This window comes from Actinocorallia sp. B10E7, from assembly GCF_039871655.1.
Taxonomy (GTDB): Bacteria; Actinomycetota; Actinomycetes; order Streptosporangiales; family Streptosporangiaceae; genus Actinocorallia.
In genome coordinates, this window is sequence record NZ_JBDPLZ010000002.1 from 653,829 (window position 1) to 673,937 (window position 20,109).

18 protein-coding genes are annotated in these 20,109 nt (G+C 69.8%); 11 read left to right on the plus strand and 7 right to left on the minus strand.

All coding sequences use genetic code 11. The features are described 5' to 3' along the window. Window positions 1-174: 174 nt before the first annotated feature. Complete coding sequence (locus ABGB12_RS08135; protein ID WP_347676110.1) at window positions 175-1,536, minus strand: glutamine synthetase family protein; 1,362 nt, start codon at window positions 1,534-1,536, stop codon at window positions 175-177. Between the two features lie 205 nt (window positions 1,537-1,741). On the opposite strand from ABGB12_RS08135, the gene ABGB12_RS08140 reads away from it, so the two are divergent. The 3 genes from ABGB12_RS08140 (at window position 1,742) to ABGB12_RS08150 (ending at window position 6,601) form a co-directional block, all read left to right on the plus strand. Beyond that, on the plus strand, window positions 1,742-2,464 hold the full coding sequence (locus ABGB12_RS08140; protein ID WP_347675652.1) for an arginase family protein: 723 nt from the start codon (window positions 1,742-1,744) through the stop codon (window positions 2,462-2,464). Between the two features lie 46 nt (window positions 2,465-2,510). Next, a complete protein-coding gene (locus tag ABGB12_RS08145) occupies window positions 2,511-3,539 on the plus strand; it encodes a terpene synthase family protein (RefSeq protein WP_347675653.1) in 1,029 nt (342 codons plus the stop codon). A gap of 74 nt (window positions 3,540-3,613) precedes the next feature. Further along, window positions 3,614-6,601, plus strand: coding sequence for a bifunctional [glutamine synthetase] adenylyltransferase/[glutamine synthetase]-adenylyl-L-tyrosine phosphorylase (locus ABGB12_RS08150; protein WP_347675654.1), 2,988 nt, complete (start codon window positions 3,614-3,616; stop codon window positions 6,599-6,601). A 57-nt stretch (window positions 6,602-6,658) separates the two neighbouring features. Here the strand turns inward: ABGB12_RS08150 and ABGB12_RS08155 are convergent, their stop codons facing one another. Next, entirely contained in the window at window positions 6,659-7,840 is a 1,182-nt protein-coding gene (locus ABGB12_RS08155; protein WP_347675655.1) for a cytochrome P450, read from the minus strand. A 92-nt stretch (window positions 7,841-7,932) separates the two neighbouring features. On the opposite strand from ABGB12_RS08155, the gene ABGB12_RS08160 reads away from it, so the two are divergent. Then, window positions 7,933-8,748 (plus strand): SAM-dependent methyltransferase, encoded by an 816-nt coding sequence (locus tag ABGB12_RS08160; RefSeq protein ID WP_347675656.1) that lies wholly within the window; start codon window positions 7,933-7,935, stop codon window positions 8,746-8,748. 28 nt (window positions 8,749-8,776) lie between these two features. Here ABGB12_RS08160 and ABGB12_RS08165 read toward each other — a convergent pair whose 3' ends face one another. After that, entirely contained in the window at window positions 8,777-9,580 is an 804-nt protein-coding gene (locus ABGB12_RS08165; protein ID WP_347675657.1) for a phosphatase PAP2 family protein, read from the minus strand. A 240-nt stretch (window positions 9,581-9,820) separates the two neighbouring features. Here ABGB12_RS08165 and ABGB12_RS08170 point away from each other — a divergent pair, with 240 nt between their 5' ends. The 3 genes from ABGB12_RS08170 (at window position 9,821) to ABGB12_RS08180 (ending at window position 12,846) form a co-directional block, all read left to right on the plus strand. After that, window positions 9,821-10,552, plus strand: coding sequence for a peptidase E (locus ABGB12_RS08170; protein ID WP_347675658.1), 732 nt, complete (start codon window positions 9,821-9,823; stop codon window positions 10,550-10,552). Between the two features lie 10 nt (window positions 10,553-10,562). Then, the gene (gene lipB, locus ABGB12_RS08175) at window positions 10,563-11,231 is read left to right on the plus strand and encodes a lipoyl(octanoyl) transferase LipB (protein ID WP_347675659.1); all 669 of its coding nucleotides are present in this window, start codon (window positions 10,563-10,565) and stop codon (window positions 11,229-11,231) included. 463 nt (window positions 11,232-11,694) lie between these two features. Beyond that, window positions 11,695-12,846, plus strand: coding sequence for a transposase (locus tag ABGB12_RS08180; RefSeq protein WP_347675660.1), 1,152 nt, complete (start codon window positions 11,695-11,697; stop codon window positions 12,844-12,846). Between the two features lie 43 nt (window positions 12,847-12,889). Here the strand turns inward: ABGB12_RS08180 and ABGB12_RS08185 are convergent, their stop codons facing one another. Both ABGB12_RS08185 and ABGB12_RS08190 read right to left on the minus strand, forming a co-directional pair. Continuing rightward, window positions 12,890-13,408, minus strand: a complete 519-nt coding sequence (locus ABGB12_RS08185) for a DUF1877 family protein (protein WP_347675661.1) — start codon at window positions 13,406-13,408, stop codon at window positions 12,890-12,892. Window positions 13,409-13,536: 128 nt separating this feature from the next. Further along, the gene (locus ABGB12_RS08190) at window positions 13,537-13,860 is read right to left on the minus strand and encodes a YbjQ family protein (RefSeq protein WP_347675662.1); all 324 of its coding nucleotides are present in this window, start codon (window positions 13,858-13,860) and stop codon (window positions 13,537-13,539) included. Window positions 13,861-13,915: 55 nt separating this feature from the next. Between ABGB12_RS08190 and lipA the strand changes: the two genes are divergently transcribed. Beyond that, the gene (lipA, locus tag ABGB12_RS08195) at window positions 13,916-14,848 is read left to right on the plus strand and encodes a lipoyl synthase (RefSeq protein WP_347675663.1); all 933 of its coding nucleotides are present in this window, start codon (window positions 13,916-13,918) and stop codon (window positions 14,846-14,848) included. Between the two features lies 1 nt (window position 14,849). Beyond that, the gene (locus tag ABGB12_RS08200; RefSeq protein ID WP_347675664.1) at window positions 14,850-15,539 is read left to right on the plus strand and encodes a DUF4191 domain-containing protein; all 690 of its coding nucleotides are present in this window, start codon (window positions 14,850-14,852) and stop codon (window positions 15,537-15,539) included. Between the two features lie 95 nt (window positions 15,540-15,634). Here ABGB12_RS08200 and ABGB12_RS08205 read toward each other — a convergent pair whose 3' ends face one another. Beyond that, a complete protein-coding gene (locus ABGB12_RS08205) occupies window positions 15,635-16,111 on the minus strand; it encodes an RDD family protein (protein ID WP_347675665.1) in 477 nt (158 codons plus the stop codon). Window positions 16,112-16,289: 178 nt separating this feature from the next. Here ABGB12_RS08205 and glnA point away from each other — a divergent pair, with 178 nt between their 5' ends. Continuing rightward, the gene (glnA, locus tag ABGB12_RS08210; RefSeq protein ID WP_347675666.1) at window positions 16,290-17,714 is read left to right on the plus strand and encodes a type I glutamate--ammonia ligase; all 1,425 of its coding nucleotides are present in this window, start codon (window positions 16,290-16,292) and stop codon (window positions 17,712-17,714) included. A 94-nt stretch (window positions 17,715-17,808) separates the two neighbouring features. Here the strand turns inward: glnA and ABGB12_RS08215 are convergent, their stop codons facing one another. Continuing rightward, the gene (locus ABGB12_RS08215; protein WP_347675667.1) at window positions 17,809-18,462 is read right to left on the minus strand and encodes a helix-turn-helix domain-containing protein; all 654 of its coding nucleotides are present in this window, start codon (window positions 18,460-18,462) and stop codon (window positions 17,809-17,811) included. A gap of 105 nt (window positions 18,463-18,567) precedes the next feature. On the opposite strand from ABGB12_RS08215, the gene ABGB12_RS08220 reads away from it, so the two are divergent. After that, window positions 18,568-20,100, plus strand: a complete 1,533-nt coding sequence (locus ABGB12_RS08220; RefSeq protein ID WP_347675668.1) for an acyl-CoA synthetase — start codon at window positions 18,568-18,570, stop codon at window positions 20,098-20,100. Window positions 20,101-20,109: the final 9 nt, after the last annotated feature.

Sequence of the window (20,109 nt, forward strand, 5' to 3'; positions counted from 1 at the left end):
CCGGTGAAACCGAGCTCGAATCCTTCACCGGCACATCCACCGATCCGCCTGCGACCGGACTTCGAGACAGGCCTTAGATCAGAGTCCGGGGAACTCCCCGGCCGAGGGGAGTGGCCTGGGCCACTCCCCTCGGCCCGCCGGGTCCGCGGGACGCCCGGTGCCGGCGGGGACGTGTCAGAGCACCTCGATGTAGCGCCTGCGCTCGTACTCGGTCACCTGGCGGCGGTAGTCCTCCCACTCCGCGCGCTTGTTGCGCAGGAAGAAGTCGAAGACGTGCTCGCCTAGGACGTCCGCGAGCAGCTCGGAGCGCTCCATCGCGCGGATCGCCTCGTCGAGGGACTGGGGCAGCGGCTGGATGCCCAGTACCCGGCGCTCGGCCGGGGTCAGCGCCCACACGTCGTCCTCGGCGCCCGCGGGCAGCTCGTAGCCCTCCTCGATGCCCTTCAGGCCGGCGCCCAGGATGGCGGCGAAGGCCAGGTAGGGGTTGCAGGAGCTGTCGAGCGAACGGAACTCGATCCGGGTGGCGTGGCCCTTCTGCGGCTTGTACATGGGCACGCGGATCAACGCCGAGCGGTTGTTGTGGCCCCAGCAGACGTAGGACGGGGCCTCGCCGCCCTGCCCGGCGGCCGAACCGGGGCCGCCCCACAGGCGCTTGTAGGAGTTGACCCACTGGTTGCAGACCGCGGTGATCTCCGGCGCGTGCTTGAGCAGGCCCGCGATGAAGGCGCGGCCGACCTTGGAGAGCTGGTACTCGGCGCCCGGCTCGTAGAAGGCGTTGCGGTCGCCTTCGAACAGCGACATGTGGGTGTGCATGCCCGAGCCCGGGTACTCGGTGAACGGCTTGGGCATGAACGAGGCCCAGACGCCCTGCTCCAGCGCGACCTCCTTCATGACCAGGCGGAAGGTCATGATGTTGTCGGCGGTGGTGAGCGCGTCGGCGTACCGCAGGTCGATCTCCTGCTGGCCGGGGGCGCCCTCGTGGTGGCTGTACTCCACCGAGATGCCCATCGACTCCAGCATGGTGATCGCGTTGCGGCGGAAGTCGTGCGCCGTCGAGTGCGGGGTGTGGTCGAAGTAACCCGCCTGGTCGACCGGCTCGGGCGGCTCCCCCGCGGAGGGGAGGCTCTTGAGCAGGAAGAACTCGATCTCAGGGTGGGTGTAGAAGGTGAACCCCAGGTCCGCGGCCTTGCCCAGGGTGCGCTTCAGCACGTACCTGGGGTCGGCGAAGGAGGGGGTGCCGTCCGGCATCAGGATGTCGCAGAACATCCGGGCCACACCGGGGGCCTCCGCCCGCCACGGCAGCACCTGGAAGGTCGAGGGGTCGGGCTTGGCCAGCATGTCGGCCTCATGGACCCGGGCGAAACCCTGGATCGACGAGCCGTCGAAGCCGATGCCCTCGGCGAAGGCGCCCTCCAGTTCGGCCGGAGCGACGGCCACGGACTTCAGGAAGCCCAGGACGTCGGTGAACCAGAGCCTGATGAACCGGATGTCCCGCTCCTCGAGGGTCCGGAGCACGAACTCCTGCTGACGGTCCAATGCCATTCTCCTTACGAGCCTATGAACCGGAGTCGAGGCTGATCAGCCGCCACACCGGGCCTTGCCGCCAGTCTGCCTTGTGGGTGTTTCCCCAGCGTTACAAACCTACCCGCCGGGTGCGACCTGGGTAGTGGCCCGTCCAGGGTCGAAGTCCTCGAACGATCGCACAGTTCCGGGATACCTTCATCCCGTGAGCGTTATCTGTGTGCCCTATCACCTTGACGAGCGGCTGCCGGACTTCGAGGCGCCGGTCGAGGCCGACGAGACCATCACGCTGCTGCTCCCCGAGGCCGGGCACTGGCGGCGGATGGCGGTGCTCTACGACACGGTCGCGGACTCGGTGGCCAAGCTGGTGGGCGAGGGGGACAGGCCGGTCGTCGTCTCGGGCGACTGCACCACCTCGCTGGCCGTGGTGGCCGGCCTGCAGCGCGCCGGGATCAGCCCCTCCATCGTCTGGTTCGACGCCCACGGAGACGTCCACACCCCGCAGAGCACCCTGTCGGGTTATCTGGGCGGTATGCCGCTGCGCCTGCTGGTGGGGGCCAACCCCGAGGTGATCGCCGATCTGCTGGGCCTGGAGCCGGTGCCCGAGCAGCGGGTCGTCCTGGTGGACGCCCGCGACCTGGACCCGCCGGAGGCCGAGTACCTGGCCGGCGCCGAGATCATCCGCTGCGAGGTGGCCGAGGTGGACGAGCCGGTGCTGCCCGATGGACCGATCTACCTTCATGTGGACTTCGACGTCATCGACGGCGAGGAGCTGCCGGGCCTGCTGTACCCCGCGCCCGGGGGCCCGTCGCGCAAGAAGGTGGGCAAGGCGCTCCGCCGGGTGCTGGACACCGGCCGGGTCGTGGCGGTGGGCGGGGCCTGCACCTGGGTGCCGGGCCACGGCACGGCGGCTCTGGTGGAGCCCATCATGACCGGACTTTGACCCGGAGTACCCGGAAGCCGCGGCGGCGCTCACCTAACGTGAGCGCATGCTGACCTCCGAGCTGCTGTCGCCCCTGACCTGGCGGGTCCCCTCTCTGGCCGCCCCCTGCCGGGTCCACGAGGGGCTGTGGGCGGTCGGGGAGGAGACCGCCGCCTGGGCCAGGTCGAGGGGGCTGGTGATCGGCGACGCCGACACCTCGCGGCTGGGCCGCGGCCGGTTCGAGCGGCTGGCCTGCCGGGTCTTCCCGGACGCCCCGGTCTCCCGGGTCACCTTGTCCACCAAATGGCTGATCTGGTTGTTCGCCTTCGACGACCTGCGCGACGAGACCCCGTTCGGCGGCTCGGCGACCGCGGTGGACGCCCTCTACGAGGAGATGGCGCGGGCGGTGCGCCGGGGCGCGCCCCGCGCCGGGGCCGGCCCGCTGGAGATCGTGCTGGCCGAGCTGTGGCGGGAGACGTCCGAGGGGATGGGCGGCGAGTGGCGCCGCCGGTTCCGCACCCATCTGGAGTGGCACCGGCAGGGCTGCGCGGACGAGGCGGTCGGCCGCCGCACCGGGGTGCTCCCCTCGCTGGAGGACTATCCGCGGCTGCGCCGCCGCACCAACGGCCCGTTCATGCTGGACCTGGCCGAGCCGGTCCTGGGGGCCGAACTGCCCGAGGAGCTGATCCGCACCCGTTCCTGGCGTCGGCTCTTCGACGGGGTCAACGATGTCACGGCATGGTGCAACGACGTCGCCTCCTACCCGCACGAACACGGCCGGGGCGAGCTGTGCAACTACGTCGCGCTGGCGGCGAGGGAGCTGGAGCTGGAGCCGCTGACGGCGGTCGCCTGGGTGAGCGAGCGCATCGAGGAGGGGCTCGCCCGGGTGGCCGAGGCCGCCGAGGACCTCACCGCGGAATCCGCCTGGCGCGGGCTGGATCCGTCCCTGCGCGAGCCGGCCGGCCGGGTGGTCGACGCCCTGCTGGCGGTGCCCCGCGCCCAGCTGGACTGGATCGCGGAGAGCGGGCGTTACAGCCCCATGCCGGACCCTTCCGTCCCTTCACCGAGACGTCGGGTCAGCGTAACTTTGAAGTGAGGTCTGTAACGTTCCGGAGACCTTGAGCATAGTGATCCACTCCCGGCGGTCCCTGGACGGTTAGTTTGAAGATTGTGAGTGAACGCCGTACATCCCTCACCGCAAGGCTCGCGCGGCTTGGCTTCTCCGACGCGTCCGCGGCCGAGAGGGCTCTCTCCTCTTCCCCTGTTCCTCTCGACGATCCGCTTCTCGACGCGCTGGGCGGGACCGCCGAACCCGACCTGGCGCTGGACGGACTCATCCGGCTGTTCGAAGCCGACCCGGACCTTCCCGGACGGATGGCGGCCGACCCCCTCTTCACCCGCAGGCTCCTGGCGGTCCTGGGCGTGAGCGCGGCCCTGGGCGAGCACCTGGCGCGCCACCCGGAGCAGTGGAACGTTCTCACCGGCCCTCCCGATCCGCCCCCTCCGGGGCGGTTGCGCGCCGAGCTGCTCACCGCGGTGGGCGCCGACCCCGGCGACCCGGTCCCCGTCGGCCTCCCCGACGCGCTGGACGCGCTGCGCGTCGCCTACCGGGGCAGGCTGCTGCACCTGGCGGGCCGCGACCTGACCGGCGAGGCGGACGTGGGGGAGGTGGCCGAGGAACTGGCCGTCCTCGCCGACGCCGCGCTGGAGGCGGGCCTGGCCATAGCCCGCGCCCAGGTGCCCGAGCACACGCTGTGCCGCCTGGCCGTCATCGGCATGGGCAAGTCCGGCGGGCGCGAGCTCAACTACGTCTCCGACGTGGACGTCATCTTCGTCGCAGAGCCCGCCGAGTCCGCCGAGGGGCGGACCGGCGGCGAGGAGGAGGCGCTGCGCGCGGCGACCCGGCTGGCCGCCGCGATGATGCGGGCGTGTTCGGACATCACCCCCGAGGGATCCCTGTGGGAGGTGGACGCCAATCTCCGCCCGGAGGGCAAGTCGGGTCCGCTGGTGCGCACCCTGGCCAGCCACCGCGCCTACTACGAGCGCTGGGCCAAGACCTGGGAGTTCCAAGCGCTGCTCAAGGCCCGTCCGGTGGCCGGCGACCTCGAGCTGGGCCAGGACTACCTCGACGCGCTCTCCCCGCTGGTGTGGAAGGCGGCCGCGGGGGAGAGCTTCGTCTCGGACGTGCAGGCGATGCGCCGCAGGGTCGAGGACCACCTGAAGGAACGGCACGGCGAGGTCGAGCGGCAGCTCAAGCTCGGCCCCGGTGGTCTGCGCGACGTGGAGTTCGCCGTGCAGCTCCTCCAGATGGTCCACGGCAGGGCGGACGAGCTGCTGCACAGCCCCAACACCCTGGGCGCCCTGACCGCGCTGTCGGAGGGCGGGTACGTCGGACGCGACGACGCCGCCGCGCTCGCCGAGGCGTACCGGTTCCTGCGCCGCACCGAGCACCTCATCCAGCTGCACCGGCTGCGCCGCACCCATCTGGTGCCCGCGGACGAGGCGGGGCTGCGGCGGCTGGGCCGGGCGCTGGGACTGACCGGCGACCCGGCTCGGCAGTTCACGGACCTGTGGCGGCGGCACGCGCGGGGCGTCAGGCGCATCCACGAGAAGCTCTTCTACCGGCCGCTGCTGGTGGCGGTGGCCAACCTGCCGGGCGAGGAGGCCAGGCTCACCCCCGAGGCGGCGCGGGCCCGGCTGCTGGCGCTGGGCTACAACGACCCTGCCGGGGCACTGCGCCACATCGAGGCGCTCACCCGCGGGGTGTCGCGCAGGGCGGCGATCCAGCGCACCCTGCTGCCGGTGATGCTCGGCTGGTTCGCCGACGCGCCCGACCCGGACGCCGGGCTGCTGGGCTTCCGCCGGGTCAGCGACGCGCTGGGGGCCACCCCCTGGTACCTGCGGCTGCTGCGCGACGACGTGACGGTCGCCGAGCGGATGGCGCGGCTGCTGGCGTCCAGCGCCTACGTCACCGACCTGCTGCTGCGCGCCCCGGACGGGGTGAAGATCCTGGGCGACGACGCGGAGCTGGCGCCCCGCTCCCTGACGGATCTGCGTGCCGAGGCCCTGGCGGTGGTGGGCAGGCACGGTGACCGGGAGAAGGCAGAGCACGCCGTCGCGGCGGTCCGGGCGATCCGGCGCCGGGAGCTGTTCCGGGTGTCGGTGGCCGACCTGCTCGGCCTGGCCGACGTCCGGACGGTCAGCGAGGCGCTCAGCGACATCACCTCCGTCACCCTCGAGGCCGCGCTCACCGCGGCGGTCAACAAGGTCGAGACCGAGCGGGGGGAGCCGATCCCGGCCCGGCTGGCGATCGTGGCGATGGGCCGCTTCGGCGGGCGCGAGCTGGGCTACGGCAGCGACGCCGACGTCATGTTCGTCTACGAGCCGGTGGACGGCGCCGAGGACCGGCAGGCGCACAGGGCCGCGCACACCGTGGCCGAGGAGCTGCGCCGGCTGCTGGCGCTGCCGGCACCCGAGCCGCCGCTGGGCATCGACCCCAACCTCCGTCCGGAGGGCAAGTCGGGCCCGCTGGTGCGCAGCCTGTCGTCCTACGCCGCCTACTACCGGCGCTGGTCCTCGCCCTGGGAGAGCCAGGCGCTGCTGCGCGCGGATCCCGTCATCGGCGACAGGGAGCTGTGCGCGAGGTTCGCCGAGGTCATCAACCCGATCCGCTGGCCGGAGGGCGGCGTCGGCGAGCAGGAAGTGCAGCACATCCGCCGGCTCAAGGCGCGGATGGAGGCCGAGCGGCTGCCGCGCGGCGTCGACCGGAGGCTGCACCTCAAGCTCGGCCCGGGCGGGCTGTCGGATGTGGAGTGGGTGGCGCAGCTGCTGCAGCTGCGCCACGCGTTCGAGGTGCCCGAGCTGCGCACCACCAGGACGCTCAGCGCGCTGGAGGCGGCGGTGGAGTACTCGCTGCTGACCGCCCGGGACGCCAGGACGCTCATCGACGCCTGGTGTCTGGCCACCCGGATCCGCGGCGCGGTGATGCTGGTGCGCGGACGGGCGTCGGACCTGCTGCCGACCGACCACCACCGGGAGCGCACGGCGGTCAGCAGGCTGCTGGGCTACCCGGGCAGCGGTGACCTGCTGGAGGACTGGCGCAGGCACGCCCGCCATGCCCGCGAGGTCACCGAGCGCGTCTTCTACGGGACGGGCTGAGCTTTCCGTACCGGGCACGGCGGCGGCCCCCTCCGCCGACCGTGCCCGGGCACGCCGTCAGCGGCGGGCGGTCACCCTGGTGGGCAGCGAGATGAAGCCGCGGTTGATGGAGGTGTGCACGCGTTTGGCGGCGGCCTCGTCGATCTCGTAGTCGGCGATGGCCGCCGTCAGTTCCTTCAGGGCCAGCCGAGCCTCCAGCCGCGCCAGGGGCGCGCCCAGGCAGTGGTGGCGGCCGTTGCCGAAGGTGAGGTGCTGGCGGGTGTCGCGGTCGAGGTCGAACCGGTCGGGGTCGGGGAAGACCTCGGGATCGCGGTTGGCCGCGCCGTTCAGCAGCAGGACCTTGGCGCCGGCGGGGATCGTCACCCCGTGGAGTTCGACGTCCTCGGTGGTGGTGCGGGGCGACGACTGGGCGACCGGGTCGTAGCGCAGGGTCTCCTCGATCCAGTCCTCGATCCGGCCGGCGAAGGCGCGCTCGCGCTCGGCGGGGTGCTTCCACGCGGCGTGCCAGGCGTTGCCCAGCAGCAGCATCGTGGTCTCCGAGCCCGCGCCGATCAGGAGGATCAGGATCCCGATGATCTCTTCGGGGGTGAGCCGGTCCTCGTTCTCGGTGGCCTGGAGCAGCCCCGACAGCAGGTCGTCCTGGGGCCGCTTGGCGCGTTCGGCGGTCAGCTCCGCGTAGTAGCCGATCAGCGCGCCCATGGCGTCGGTCGAGCCCTCGTGCATCTCGCCGTCGCCCTCCTCCGGGGCGTGCATGACGGCGAAGCTGATGTCACGGACCTTCGCGCGGTCGGACTCGGGGACGCCGACCAGCTCGGAGATGACGTCGGTGGGGTAGGTCTTGGCGAAGTCGATCAGGTCGAACTCGTCGCCCTCCAGCAGCGGCTCCAGGTGGGTGCGGGCGATCTCCAGCAGCCGGGGTTCGAGGGCGGCGATCCGGCGGGGGGTGAAGGCCTTGTTGACCAGCCCGCGCATCCGGGTGTGCTTCGGCGGGTCCATGGCCACGAAGGAGAAGAACTGCTCGGCCTGGGGCCCCCAGAAGGGCTCCTCGATCCGGATCCCGTTCCTGCTGGAGAAGCGCCGGTCGTCGCGGAACGCGGCCAGGACGTCGGCGTGCCGGGAGAGCGCCCAGAACCCGTCCTTCTCGTTGTGGTAGACGGGCGCCTCTTCCCGCAGCCGCGCGTAGAACGGGTACGGGTCCTCGTGGACCGTGAAGTCGAACGGGCTGTAACGCAGCTCCATCGCCGCACCTTTCACATTGTTTATGGCCACCAAGTCGATCATGTCGTGAAAATCTCGAGATGTCAGGGATACGTAGGGCAGAATGACGTTCCGTGAGTGCTGAACGTGCCCCGCGAGGAATCGACCCCACCAAGGCGCACCCCGCGCGCCGGTACGACTACTGGCTCGGCGGCAAGGACAACTTCGCCGCGGACCGGGAGTCGGCCGAGATCCTCGCCGCGGGATTCCCCACCATCAGGCTCGCCGCGCTGGAGAACCGCAAGTTCCTGCAGCGGGTGGTGCGCTACCTCGCGGCCGAAGTCGGGATCAGGCAGTTCCTCGACATCGGCGCGGGGCTTCCGTCGGCGGGCAACGTGCACGAGATCGCCCAGAGCATCGCCCCGGAGTCGCGGGTGGTCTACGTCGACAACGATCCGATCGTGCTGGTGCACGCCCGCGCGCTGCTGAACAGCTCTCCCAAGGGCGCGACCGCGTACGTGGACGCGGACCTCCGCGAGCCCGAGAAGATCCTGGGCGCCCCCGAGCTCTCCCAGACGCTGGACCTGTCGCGGCCGACGGCGCTGATCCTGGTCGCGACCATGCACTTCATCACCGAGGAAGAGGACGCCTACGGGCTGTTGGGCCGGCTGCGCGAGGCACTCGCTCCCGGCAGCCACATCGTTCTGACGCACGCGACCCTCGACTACCTCTCCCCGGAGCGACGGGCCGAGGTCGTCGAGGCCGACAAGAAGAGCGGCGTGCGCTTCCAGATGCGGACCACCGAGGAATTCGCCCGGTTCTTCGAGGGACTCGACCTCGTCGAACCGGGGATCACCTCCGTCGTCGACTGGCGTCCCGACGTCCCGCCGGAGGAGCGCCCGTCCCGCGAGGACGTCTCGATACTCGGGGCCGTCGCCAGGGTCCCCTGAGGCGGGAAGGCGCCGGGGGAGAGGCTCCTCACCGGCTCCGGAGGGGGCCGCTGCTTCGGTGGGCCAGCCAGGCCCCGCCGCTCCCCAGCAGGATCAGCGCGACGCCGGCCACCGCGTCCACGATGTAGTGGTTGGCCGTCGCCATGATGACGAGCACGGTCGCCACCGGGTAGAGCACGCCGAGCAGCCGCGCCCACCAGGCGCGGCCCAGCAGCAGCAGCGCGATGCCGCACCAGATCGCCCAGCCCGCGTGCATGGACGGCATCGCGGCGTACTGGTTGGCCATCGCGGTCGAGGCCCCCGAGGAGTACAGGCCGGGGGTGTCGAAGAAGACGACCGGGTCGACGAAGCCGTGCTCGGGTAGGAAGCGCGGCGGCGCCAGCGGGTACAGCCAGAAGCCGACCAGCGCCATCCCGGTGGCGGCCATGATGCCGGTGCGCAGCCAGACGTAGTGGTGGGGCCGGTGGCGGTAGAGCCAGACGACGATGCCGACCGTCACCACGAAGTGGGCGCTCAGATAGAAGAGGTTGGCGGCCACGGCCAGCCATTCGTGGTGCAGCAGCGCCTGGTTGAGGCCCAGTTCCACGTTCACGCCCGCGGCCTGCTCCCACCGCAGGATCTGCTGGGCGTGCCGGAACGCCTCCTGCGTCCCGTCCGGGTCGTTGAGGATGATCCGCGTCGCCATGTAGGCGGCGTAGAACAGGGCGATGAGCAGGAGCTCGCGCCAGACGGGGGGTGTACGGACCGCCGGGGTCGCCGGCCGGGAGTCCGCGCCCCCACCCGTGGCCGAGGCTTCCTTGGCTTCAGGGGGAGGTGGGGCGATCTGGACCATGCATTGACTTTGTCGGAAATTCACACTTCTGAGATCACCAAGTCGGATGGTCTTCATCTCAGACTTTTGGAGTAGTACCCCTGGCGCCGGAGTCGGGGAGGGGTCAGGGCAGGGGCGCTTCTTCCGGGGTGCGAGTGCCGACGGTGAAGAGATGTCCACAGAATCCGGGAAAAGACCAACCGGGGCTGTGCGTAGTCGTACGGTGACTCTGACAGGCCCTCGCCGACCCAAGGAGCACATGTGAGCACCGACGGACAGCCGCACATCCTCGCCATCGGTGGCGGCGGTTTCCTGCCCAACTCCCGCTACGGGCTCGACCCCAGCCCTCTGCTGCGCTACGCCTTCGACCTCACCGGGCAGGACCGTCCGCGGGTCTGCTTCCTGGCCACCGCCACCGGCGACCCGGCCGAGCGGCTGGCCCTGGCCTACGACGCCTTCGGCCGGATGGACGCCGAGGTCAGCCACCTGGCGCTGTTCCCCATGCCCAACATCGAGGACGTGCGCGGCCACCTGCTCGCCCAGGACCTCGTCTACGTCTTCGGCGGCAGCGTGGTGAACCTGCTGGCGCTGTGGCGGGCGCACGGGCTGGCGGAGGTCTTCGAGGAGGTCTGGCGCTCGGGCGTGGTGCTGGCGGGGCAGAGCGCGGGCGCGCTGTGCTGGCACTCGGGCGGCAACACCGACTCCTTCGGGCCCGAGCTGCGCCCGCTGAAGGACGGGCTGGGCCTGCTGCCCTACTCCTGCGGCGTGCACTACGACAGCGACCCGCAGCGGCGCCCGCTGCTGCAGGCCTCGGTCGGCTCGGGGGAGCTGCCCGACGGGTACGCCGCCGACGAGGGCGTCGGGCTGCACTACGTGGGCACCGAGTTCGTCCAGGCGGTGACCTACCGGCCGAACGCCAGGGCGTGGCGGATCGAGGGCGACGGGTCGGGCGGAGTGAAGGAGACGCCCATCGAGCCGCGCCAGCTCAAGTAGTCTCTGCAGTGTGATTTTCGTGCACGCGGGCTTCGGTGACCAGGCTGTTCCCTACCAGGAGGGGTGGGCGCTGCAGCGCCGCACCCATGCGCGCCGGGTCGCCGGCGAGATCGACGACACCGTCATCCTGCTGGAGCACGAGCCGGTCTACACCGCCGGCAAGCGCACCGAGCCGCTGGACCGGCCGCTGGGGGACCCGGGGGCCCCGGTGGTCGACGTCGACCGCGGGGGGAAGATCACCTGGCACGGTCCGGGGCAGCTGACGTTCTACCCGATCGTCAGGCTCTCCGACCCGATCGACGTGGTGGCCTTCGTCCGGGTGCTGGAGGAGGCCATGATCGGCGTGATGGCGGAGTTCGGCCTTCAGGGGGTGCGGGTCGAGGGCCGCAGCGGGGTCTGGCTGGTCGACGGGGTGCGTCCGGACCGCAAGCTGGTCTCGGTGGGGCTGCGGGTCTCCCAGGGGGTGACCATGCACGGAGTCCAGATCAACTGCGACTGCGACCTGTCCTGGTTCGACAAGATCGTTCCCTGCGGTCTCAAGGACGTCTCGTCCACCTCGCTCACCGAGGAGGTGGGCCGCCGGGTGAGCGTCCGCGAGGTGCTCCCGCTGGTGGAGAGGCACCTCGCGGAGCAGCTGGGCGCGGCCGAGACGGCACATCGGACACTCGCCCAGCTGTAGGGCCTTCAACAGGATCTAGCAAGGAATCCCGGCCGTTCACGGCCGGGAGGAATTGCGCCCCGTAGAGCGAGGCCAAGCGCCGCGTACCGAACCAGTCAGGGGCGTTCTGCTGTCCGATGGACTCCTTGACGATCGCCGGTGGTAAGCCGCCGCAGGGCGCGGCGAAGGACGACGGCGACCAGAAGTGCTCTGCCCGCAGGCAGCGGCGGACGTGCTGGCCGGACTTTTCACGCGGGTAGCGCGCCGATCTTCTTTGCCGCCGGTCGGCGGGGGTGGAGACGGAGGTTTTGGGCGGATGGCGCGCCGGGAGGTGCACATGATCGTCTTCTAGCGGAGTCCTCTGTCAGGCTGAGCGCACACGTCCTGCATGACCTGCTCGCAGACGAGGTACTTCGCCTTCCTTGCACATGCCGGAATCCGGGAAACACTCTCAGTGTCGGAGTCAGGACGCTACGTTGTGGGTGTGAAGATCGTGGTGCAGGTGAAGCTCCTCCCGGACGAGGCCACCGGGGTGGCTCTGCGGGAGACGCTGCACGCCTGCAACCGGGCCGCGAATCACGTCTCCCGGCGCGCGTTCGAGAGCGGCGTCAAGGGCGGGCGGGCGCTTCAGCGGCTGGTGTACGCGGAGGTGAAGGCGTTGGGCCTGTCGGCCCAGCCCGCCCTGCACGTCGTGCGCAAGACCGCCGGGGCTTATGCGACCTTGAAGGCGAACCTGAAGGCCGGGAACTACGGCCGGGAGGGCTCCGAACGGCGCAAGGCCGTGGAGTCCAAGCCGGTCCGGTTCCGCAAGGACGCCGCCCAGCCGTTCGACGACCGGTCACTGTCCTGGCAGCTGGAGGCCCGTACCGTCTCGATCTGGACCGTCCACGGCCGCGTGAGGGATATCGGGTTCCAGTGCTCGCCGTCCCAGCTGAAGACGCTCACCGAGTACCGGCGCGGGGAGTCCGATCTGGTGCTGCGGGGCGGTAACTGGTACCTGTACGCGGTCTGTGAGGTCCCCGAACCCGACCTGGGCGAGGTGGTCGGCTTCCTGGGTGGGGATCTGGGGATCGTGAACATCGCCACCACCAGCGACGGCACCCGGTATGCCGGCAGGCACCTCAACCAGGTCCGGCACCAGAACCGGCGGCTACGCAGCAGGCTGCAGAAGAAGGGCACCAGGTCCGCCAAGCGGCTGCTGCGCAAGCTGTCGGGCCGGGAGGCGCGGTTCGCGGCCGACACCGACCATCGCATCGCCAAGCAGCTGGTGACCGAGGCTCAACGCACCTGCCGCGGGATCGCCCTGGAAGATTTGGGCGGCATCCGCGGCAGGGTACGGCTGCGCAAGCCCCAGCGGGTCACGCTGCATTCCTGGTCGTTCGCGCAGCTCGGCGCGTTCATCTCCTACAAGGCCGCCCTGGCGGGTGTGGCGGTGGTGTTCGTCGATCCCCGCCACACCTCGCAGGAATGCAGCCGCTGTCACCACGTCAGCCGGGGCAACCGGCCTGACCGGTCCACCTTCCTTTGCACGTCGTGTGGCTTCGCTGAGCACGCCGACGTGAACGCAGGCCGCACCATCGCCCAGCGCGGTGAAGCGGTCTGGGCAGTGAGTCACGCTGCCGACGACGCGGCCTGAACCACACCCGCCAGGTGTGAGGAAGAGCTGCAAGCCCGGCCCTTCAGGGCCGAGAAGCTGACCCCATCGTCTTGAAGATCGCTTCTCCGTGCGCGGCGGCGTCGGCGAAGAACCTGCCCAGGGTGTGGTAGCTGGGCTTGAACAGGTTGTCCCGGGCGGCGTCGGTCCAGCTCGACACGCCCTGGACGTCCGCCATCGCCATGGCGGCCAGGTCGAAGCGGCGGGAGGGGAAGGGCGTGTCGGCCAGGTGGTCGGCGGCGATCTTCACCCGCTCCGGGGACAGGAAGATGATGTCGAAGCCCAGCGCCTCGGTGCCGTTCTCGGTGAGGAGCCGGCCTCCGCAGACGATGTCGGCCTCGGGTGAGCGCCCCTCCCAGGGGTCGCCCGTGATCAGGTAGTGCAGCCCCTGCCAGTTGCCGGCCAGGTCGAGCACCCTTCCGGGGTGGGCCTTGCGCCAGTCGGGGGAGCCGAACACCTGCCGCGCCATCTGGCCCGGGTCGGCGCCGCCCTCCACCGGCAGCCTCAGATAGGTCATGGCCAGCGCCACGGCTGTTCCTCTCATTTGTTCATGTGCGACTCGTTTGACAACAGCGAGTCACCCTAGAGAGATCAGCTCACGTGCGGGAGCCAAAACCGGGAATCGGCCTGATGGACCACCCGATTGTTATACAGACTGTACTTTTCCATGCCTCAGTCCACCTTCTGGACACGTACGGCGGTGCCGTAGGCGCAGATCTCCGTCCCCAGGTCACGCAGGTCGTTGGCCTCGTAGCGGACGGCGAGGACGGCGTCGGCGCCCATCTCCTCGGCGGCCCTGATCAGCCGTCTGCGCGCCTCCAGGCGGAAGTCGTGCAGCTCCTTGGTCATGGTCCGGGGCTCGCCGCCCAGGAAGCTCTTCAGGCCCGCCTCGAGGCTGGAGGCTCCGCTGCGGACCAGGACGGTGAGGCCGAACACATCGCCGAGGACCTCGGTCACCCGGTATCCGGGCAGGTCGTTCATGGTCGAGACGATCATGGGGGGTGCCTCCGCTGCGGATGAAGAACGCCGATCTGAGACGTACCCTAGCCATGTGAGTGCTGTGGCCCCAGAGGGACGGAAGCTGCTGCGGCTGGAAGTCCGCAACGCAGAAGTACCCATCGAACGCAAACCGCCGTGGATCAAGACCAAGCTCAAGATGGGCCCCCAGTACCGGGAGCTCACCGAGCTGGTCAAGGACGAGGGGCTGCACACCGTCTGCCAGGAGGCCGGCTGCCCCAACATCTTCGAGTGCTGGGAGGACCGCGAGGCCACCTTCCTCATCGGGGGCGACCAGTGCACCCGGCGCTGTGACTTCTGCCAGATCGACACCGGCAAGCCCGCCGAGTACGACACCGGCGAGCCCGTCCGGGTGGCCGAGTCCGTCGCGTCCATGGGCCTGAAGTACGCCACCGTCACGGGCGTGGCCCGCGACGACCTGCCGGACCAGGGCGCCTGGCTGTACGCCGAGACCGTCCGCCAGATCCACGCACAGGTCCCCGGCTGCGGGGTCGAGCTGCTGGCCCCTGACTTCAACGGGCTGCCCGAGCTGCTCGGCGAGGTCTTCTCGGCCGCCCCCGAGGTGTTCGCGCACAACCTGGAGACGGTGCCGCGGATCTTCAAGCGGATCCGCCCCGCCTTCCGCTACGAGCGCTCCCTGGACGTGATCACCCAGGCGCGCCGGGCCGGGCTGGTCACCAAGTCCAACCTCATCCTGGGCATGGGGGAGACCCGCGAGGAGATCTCCCAGGCGCTGGGCGACCTGCACGAGGCCGGCTGCGAACTGATCACCATCACCCAGTACCTGCGTCCCACCCCCCGGCACCACCCCGTGGAACGCTGGGTGAAGCCGGAGGAGTTCGTCGAGCTCCAGGAGGAGGCGACGGAGATCGGTTTCGCCGGCGTCATGTCCGGGCCGCTGGTGCGCTCCAGCTACCGCGCGGGCCGGTTGTACCGGCAGGCCGTCGAGGCACGCGCCGATCACTAGAATGAGCGACATGGCAGAGAACGACGACAAGCCCGGGCGCTTCCGGCAGATCCGCATGGTGGCCCAGCTGGTCCACCGTTCCAACCCGAAGGCGCTCCCGATCGTCTTCGCCTCGGCGCTGGGCACCCTGGCGCTGTTCGTGGTCCTCGGCTTCTTCATCAGCAGCTTGTGGTTCATGATCCCGCTGGGCATCATGGCGGCGATCATCGTCGGCATGGTGATCTTCGGGCAGCTGGCCCAGAAGACCCAGTACAAGATGCTCGAAGGCCAGATCGGCGCCGCCTACGGTGTGCTCGACACCATGCGGGGCAACTGGGTGGTGACCCCGGCCGTGGGCGGCAACCGCAGCATGGACGTGGTGCACCGGGTGGTCGGCAGGCCCGGCGTCATCCTGGTCTCCGAGGGGCCGCCCTCGCGGGTGGCCTCGCTGCTGGGCGCGGAGAAGAAGAAGATCTCCCGTCTCGCCGCCACGGTGCCGATCTACGACTTCCAGGTCGGCGACGAAGAGGGCCAGGTTCCGCTCTCCAAGCTGCAGAGCAAGATCATGAAGCTGCCGCGCAACCTCAACAAGGCCCAGGTCAACGATCTGAACGACCGGCTGCGCGCGCTGCCCTCCAAGCCGGGCATGCCCGGCGGGCCGATGCCCCGCAACGTCCGCATGCCCAAGCCGCCCCGGCCCCGCTCCCGCTGACACGGCCCCGCCGAGGACGGCACGACGACATGACGAAGCCCGCGGAGGAATCCGCGGGCTTCGGTGTTCTCAGGGGGCTTCGGGAGTCTTCGGGCTCACCGGCTCTCGATGACGATCGTGGCGGCGGCCCTGTCGTGCAGGCCGCGGTGGTCGCGGTCCCACAGCAGGGCGGGCACCACCAGGAGCAGCAGCAGCGTGCGGACCAGTGCCCACACCGGGCCGACCGGCCTGCCGTCGATCCGCACCACGTGCAGTCCGGCGATCAGCTTGCCCAGCGTGGTGCCGGCGAAGGCCACCAGCAGCCAGGCCTGCACCCCGAAGACGGCCAGGGTCATCAGGTTCTTGGTCTGGTCGGACCAGCCGAAGGCGTTGGCCAGGCCCCCGGCGATCAGCATGCACAGGAACCAGTCGATCAGGAGCGCGACCAGCCGCCGCGCGTAGCTGGCGACCGAGCCGCGGCCGGTCCGGGGCAGCCCGAGTTGCTCTCCCGGATATCCCAGCTCTGCTCCGGCCGCCCGCGCCCCGCTCAGCCACGTCCCGGTCCAGCGGGATCTGTTCTCGTTACCGCTCACCCCACAAAAGTACCGGCAGCGTCGGGAGGCACGATCGCACGGTGGCCCGGCGGGGTAGGACGTAGGCTGGGCTGCGGTTAGAGCGTCGTGAACACCGGAAGTCGTAACACATCGGAAACAGACGAGATACGACCGCAATCTAGAGTCATTGATCGTTGGAAGAACCCTGGGAGGCCGGATGTTCAACAGCGCCGAAGAAGTCCTGACCTATATCCGTGAAGAGGGGGTGGAGTTCGTCGACGTACGGTTCGTCGACCTGCCCGGCACCGTCCAGCACTTCACCTTCCCCGCCTCGAACTTCGGCGAGAACGTCTTCAGCGACGGCCTGATGTTCGACGGCTCCTCGATCCGCGGATTCCAGGAGATCCACGAGTCGGACATGCTGCTGCTGCCCGACCCGACCACCGCGGTCATCGACCCGTTCCGCCAGCACAAGACGCTGAACATCATGTTCTTCGTCCACGACCCGCTGACCGGCGAGCCCTACAGCCGCGACCCCCGCAACATCGCCAAGAAGGCGCAGGACTACCTGATCGGCACCGGCATCGCCGACACCGCCTTCTTCGGTCCCGAGGCGGAGTTCTACATCTTCGACGACGTGCGCTTCAAGACCTCGGCCAACGAGGGCTTCTACTTCCTGGACTCGATCGAGGGCGCCTGGAACACCGGACGTGAGGAGGAGGGCGGCAACCTGGGCGCCAAGCCCCCCTTCAAGGGCGGCTACTTCCCGGTCCCGCCGATGGACCACTACACCGACCTGCGCTCGGAGATGTCCAAGCAGCTCATGCAGGTGGGCATCGAGGTCGAGATGCAGCACCACGAGGTGGGCACCGCCGGCCAGGCCGAGATCGACATCCGGTTCTCGACGCTGCTGCACTCGGCCGACAACCTGATGCTCTACAAGTACGTCGTGAAGAGCGTGGCCCGCGCCCACGGCAAGGCCGTCACGTTCATGCCCAAGCCCATCTTCGGCGACAACGGCTCCGGCATGCACTGCCACCAGTCGCTGTGGAAGGACGGCGGCCCGCTGTTCTACGACGAGGTCGGTTACGCCGGCCTGTCGGACACGGCCCGCTTCTACATCGGCGGCCTGCTCAAGCACGCCCCGGCCCTGCTGGCCTTCACCAATCCGACGGTCAACAGCTACCACCGCCTGGTGCCCGGCTATGAGGCCCCGGTGAACCTGGTCTACAGCCAGCGCAACCGCAGCGCCTGCATCCGCATCCCGATCACCGGCACCAACCCCAAGGCCAAGCGCATCGAGTTCCGCGTCCCGGACCCGTCCTGCAACCCGTACCTGGCCTTCGCGGCGATGCTCATGGCCGGCCTCGACGGCATCAGGAACAAGATCGAGCCGATCGAGCCCGTCGACAAGGACCTGTACGAGCTCCCGCCGGAGGAGGCCCGCAACATCCCGCAGGTCCCCGGCTCCCTCGAGGCCGTCCTCCAGGCCCTCGAAGCCGACCACGCCTTCCTCCTGGAGGGCGGCGTCTTCACCGAGGACCTCATCGACACCTGGATCGCCTACAAGCGCGAGCACGAACTCGACCCCATCCGTCTCCGCCCCCACCCGCACGAGTTCGAGCTGTACTTCGACATCTGATCGAAGAACGCCCTGACCAGCGGCGGAGGAGTCTCCAAAGCCGGTCGGGGCGCTTACGGGGCACAAGGCTCAGACGAGGCCGCCGTCCGTTCCCTCACCTGGGGAGCGGGCGGCGGCCTCGCTCGGACGCGGGGGCTCTCAGGCCGCTTCCGTTGTCGGGAGGGGCGATGATGGGGGCCAGGTGGCGGCGGGCGAAGTCGGCGGCGGCGGCGGAGTCGTGGAGGTCGGCGGCGCCGCTGCGGGAGAGGCAGTAGGAGATGACGACGCGGGCCAGGACGTCGGCCGCCGTCTCCATGGAGTCGTACTCGACGTCCGAGTCGCGCATGATCTCCAGGTAGTAGGCGCGGAGAAGAAGGATGAGGGGCTCGCCGCGGGTGGTGAAGGACGGCAGGAACTGGCCCGGGTCGCTGAAGAGCAGCGGTGCCAGCTTGCCGTGGCGGGCGTAGTCGAGGACGAAGACGAAACCGGCGGCGACCTTGTCGGGGAGGGTCTTCTCGGCGCGGGCGATGACGCGGCCGCGGGCGTACAGGTCGCGGGCCTCCTCGATGAGGACGGCCGTCACCAGGTCCTGCTTGCTGGGGTAGCGGCGGTGGACGGTGACGCGGGAGACTCCGGCGCGGCGGGCTATCTCCTCCATCTTGGCGCGGCGGATGCCCCTGGCGAGGAACTCCTCCAGAGCGGCCCGCAGGATGCGGGCCGTGGTGGGGTGGTGCTCGGGAGACTCCTCCCTGGTGATCTCGTCCAGCATCCGCGCTCCCTCAGCCGAATTAGATTCGGTTTCCCTCTTCCCCTGGTGTCCAGGATGTAACACAATGCGGAAAACGTAACATCGCTTCAACGTCGAGGTAGCGCTATGGATCTTGGGACGATGGCCGCGCGGTTCCCGGACAAGCCGGCTGTGATCATGGCGGGCTCCGGTCGTGCCGTCACCTACAGGGAACTCGACGAGGCGTCCAACCGTCTCGCCCAGGTGTTCCACGAAGCGGGTCTCCGGCCCGGAGAGCACATCGCGTTCATGCTCGAGAACCGGTGGGAGTTCTTCGCCGTGGCGTGGGCCGCGCAGCGCTCCGGCCTCTACTACACGGCCATCAGCACCCGGCTCACCGCCGACGAGGCCGGCTACATCGTCGGCAACTGCGAGGCCAAGGCGTTCGTCACCGCCCACGCCCTCGCCGGCATCGCAGGGCAGATCACCGCGGGCAACGAGCGGCTCGTCCTCAAGCTCATGCTGGACGGCACCGCCGAGGGCTTCACCTCCTACGAGGAGACCGTGGCCGCCGCCCCGGCCGTCCCGCTGGAGAACCAGGTCGAGGGCATCGACATGCTCTACTCGTCCGGCACCACCGGGCGGCCCAAGGGCATCAAGCCGGTCATCAACTTCGACCCGTTCGGCACGCCCGGAGTGCTGTTCCACCTCATCCAGTTCCTCTTCGCGCCCGACGAGCACTCCGTCTACCTCTCGCCCGCGCCGCTCTACCACGCCGCCCCCCTGCGCTACACGATGACGTTCCAGCGCTTCGGGGCCACCGTCATCGTCATGGAGAAGTTCGACGCCGAGAAGGCGCTGTCGCTCATCCAGGAGCACCGGGTGACGCACAGCCAGTGGGTGCCGACGATGTTCATCCGGATGCTCAAGCTCCCCGAGGAGGTCCGCGCCTCCTACGACGTCTCCAGCCTCAAGTTCGCCGTCCACGCCGCGGCTCCCTGCCCCCTCCCGGTCAAGCAGCAGATGATCGAGTGGTGGGGGCCGGTCATCCACGAGTACTACGCCGGCACCGAGGGCAACTGCTTCATGTACGTCAACAGCGAGGACTGGCTGGCGCACCCCGGCACCGTCGGCAAGCCGGTGCTCGGTGAGATCCACGTGCTGGACGAGTCCGGCGAGGAACTGCCCCCCGGCGAGATCGGCGTCCTGTACTTCGACAAGGGCCCGGACTTCGTCTACCACGGCGACCCGGAGAAGACCGCCTCCTCGCGCGACCCCAAGGGCCGCGGCTGGACCACCCTCGGCGACATCGGCTACGTGGACGAGGACGGCTTCCTCTACCTCACCGACCGCCAGTCCCACATGATCATCAGCGGTGGGGTCAACATCTACCCGCAGGAGGCCGAGAACCTGCTGGCGGTGCACCCGAAGGTCGCCGACGTCGCGGTCTTCGGCGTCCCCGACCCGGAGATGGGCGAGCAGGTCAAGGCCGTCGTCCAGCCGATGTCGATGGACGAGGCGGGCGAGGAACTGGCCGCCGAGCTCATCGCCTACTGCCGCGACAACCTCGCGCACTACAAGTGCCCGAGGAGCATCGACTTCCGCGAGGAACTGCCCCGCCACCCCACCGGCAAGCTGCTCAAGCGCGTCCTCCGCGACGAGTACGCCAAGCAGGCCTGAGCCGAAAGG

Bases quoted from the DNA above. Each gene is read 5' to 3' on its own strand.
- ABGB12_RS08145 (WP_347675653.1), top strand. From the start codon at position 2,511: ATGCTGACCTCCGAGCTGCTGTCGCCCCTGACCTGGCGGGTCCCCTCT.
- ABGB12_RS08155 (WP_347675655.1), bottom strand. From the start codon at position 7,840: ATGGAGCTGCGTTACAGCCCGTTCGACTTCACGGTCCACGAGGACCCG.
- ABGB12_RS08165 (WP_347675657.1), bottom strand. From the start codon at position 9,580: ATGGTCCAGATCGCCCCACCTCCCCCTGAAGCCAAGGAAGCCTCGGCC.
- ABGB12_RS08185 (WP_347675661.1), bottom strand. From the start codon at position 13,408: ATGAGAGGAACAGCCGTGGCGCTGGCCATGACCTATCTGAGGCTGCCG.
- ABGB12_RS08190 (WP_347675662.1), bottom strand. From the start codon at position 13,860: ATGATCGTCTCGACCATGAACGACCTGCCCGGATACCGGGTGACCGAG.
- ABGB12_RS08200 (WP_347675664.1), top strand. From the start codon at position 14,850: ATGAGCGACATGGCAGAGAACGACGACAAGCCCGGGCGCTTCCGGCAG.
- glnA (WP_347675666.1), top strand. From the start codon at position 16,290: ATGTTCAACAGCGCCGAAGAAGTCCTGACCTATATCCGTGAAGAGGGG.
- ABGB12_RS08215 (WP_347675667.1), bottom strand. From the start codon at position 18,462: ATGCTGGACGAGATCACCAGGGAGGAGTCTCCCGAGCACCACCCCACC.
- ABGB12_RS08220 (WP_347675668.1), top strand. From the start codon at position 18,568: ATGGATCTTGGGACGATGGCCGCGCGGTTCCCGGACAAGCCGGCTGTG.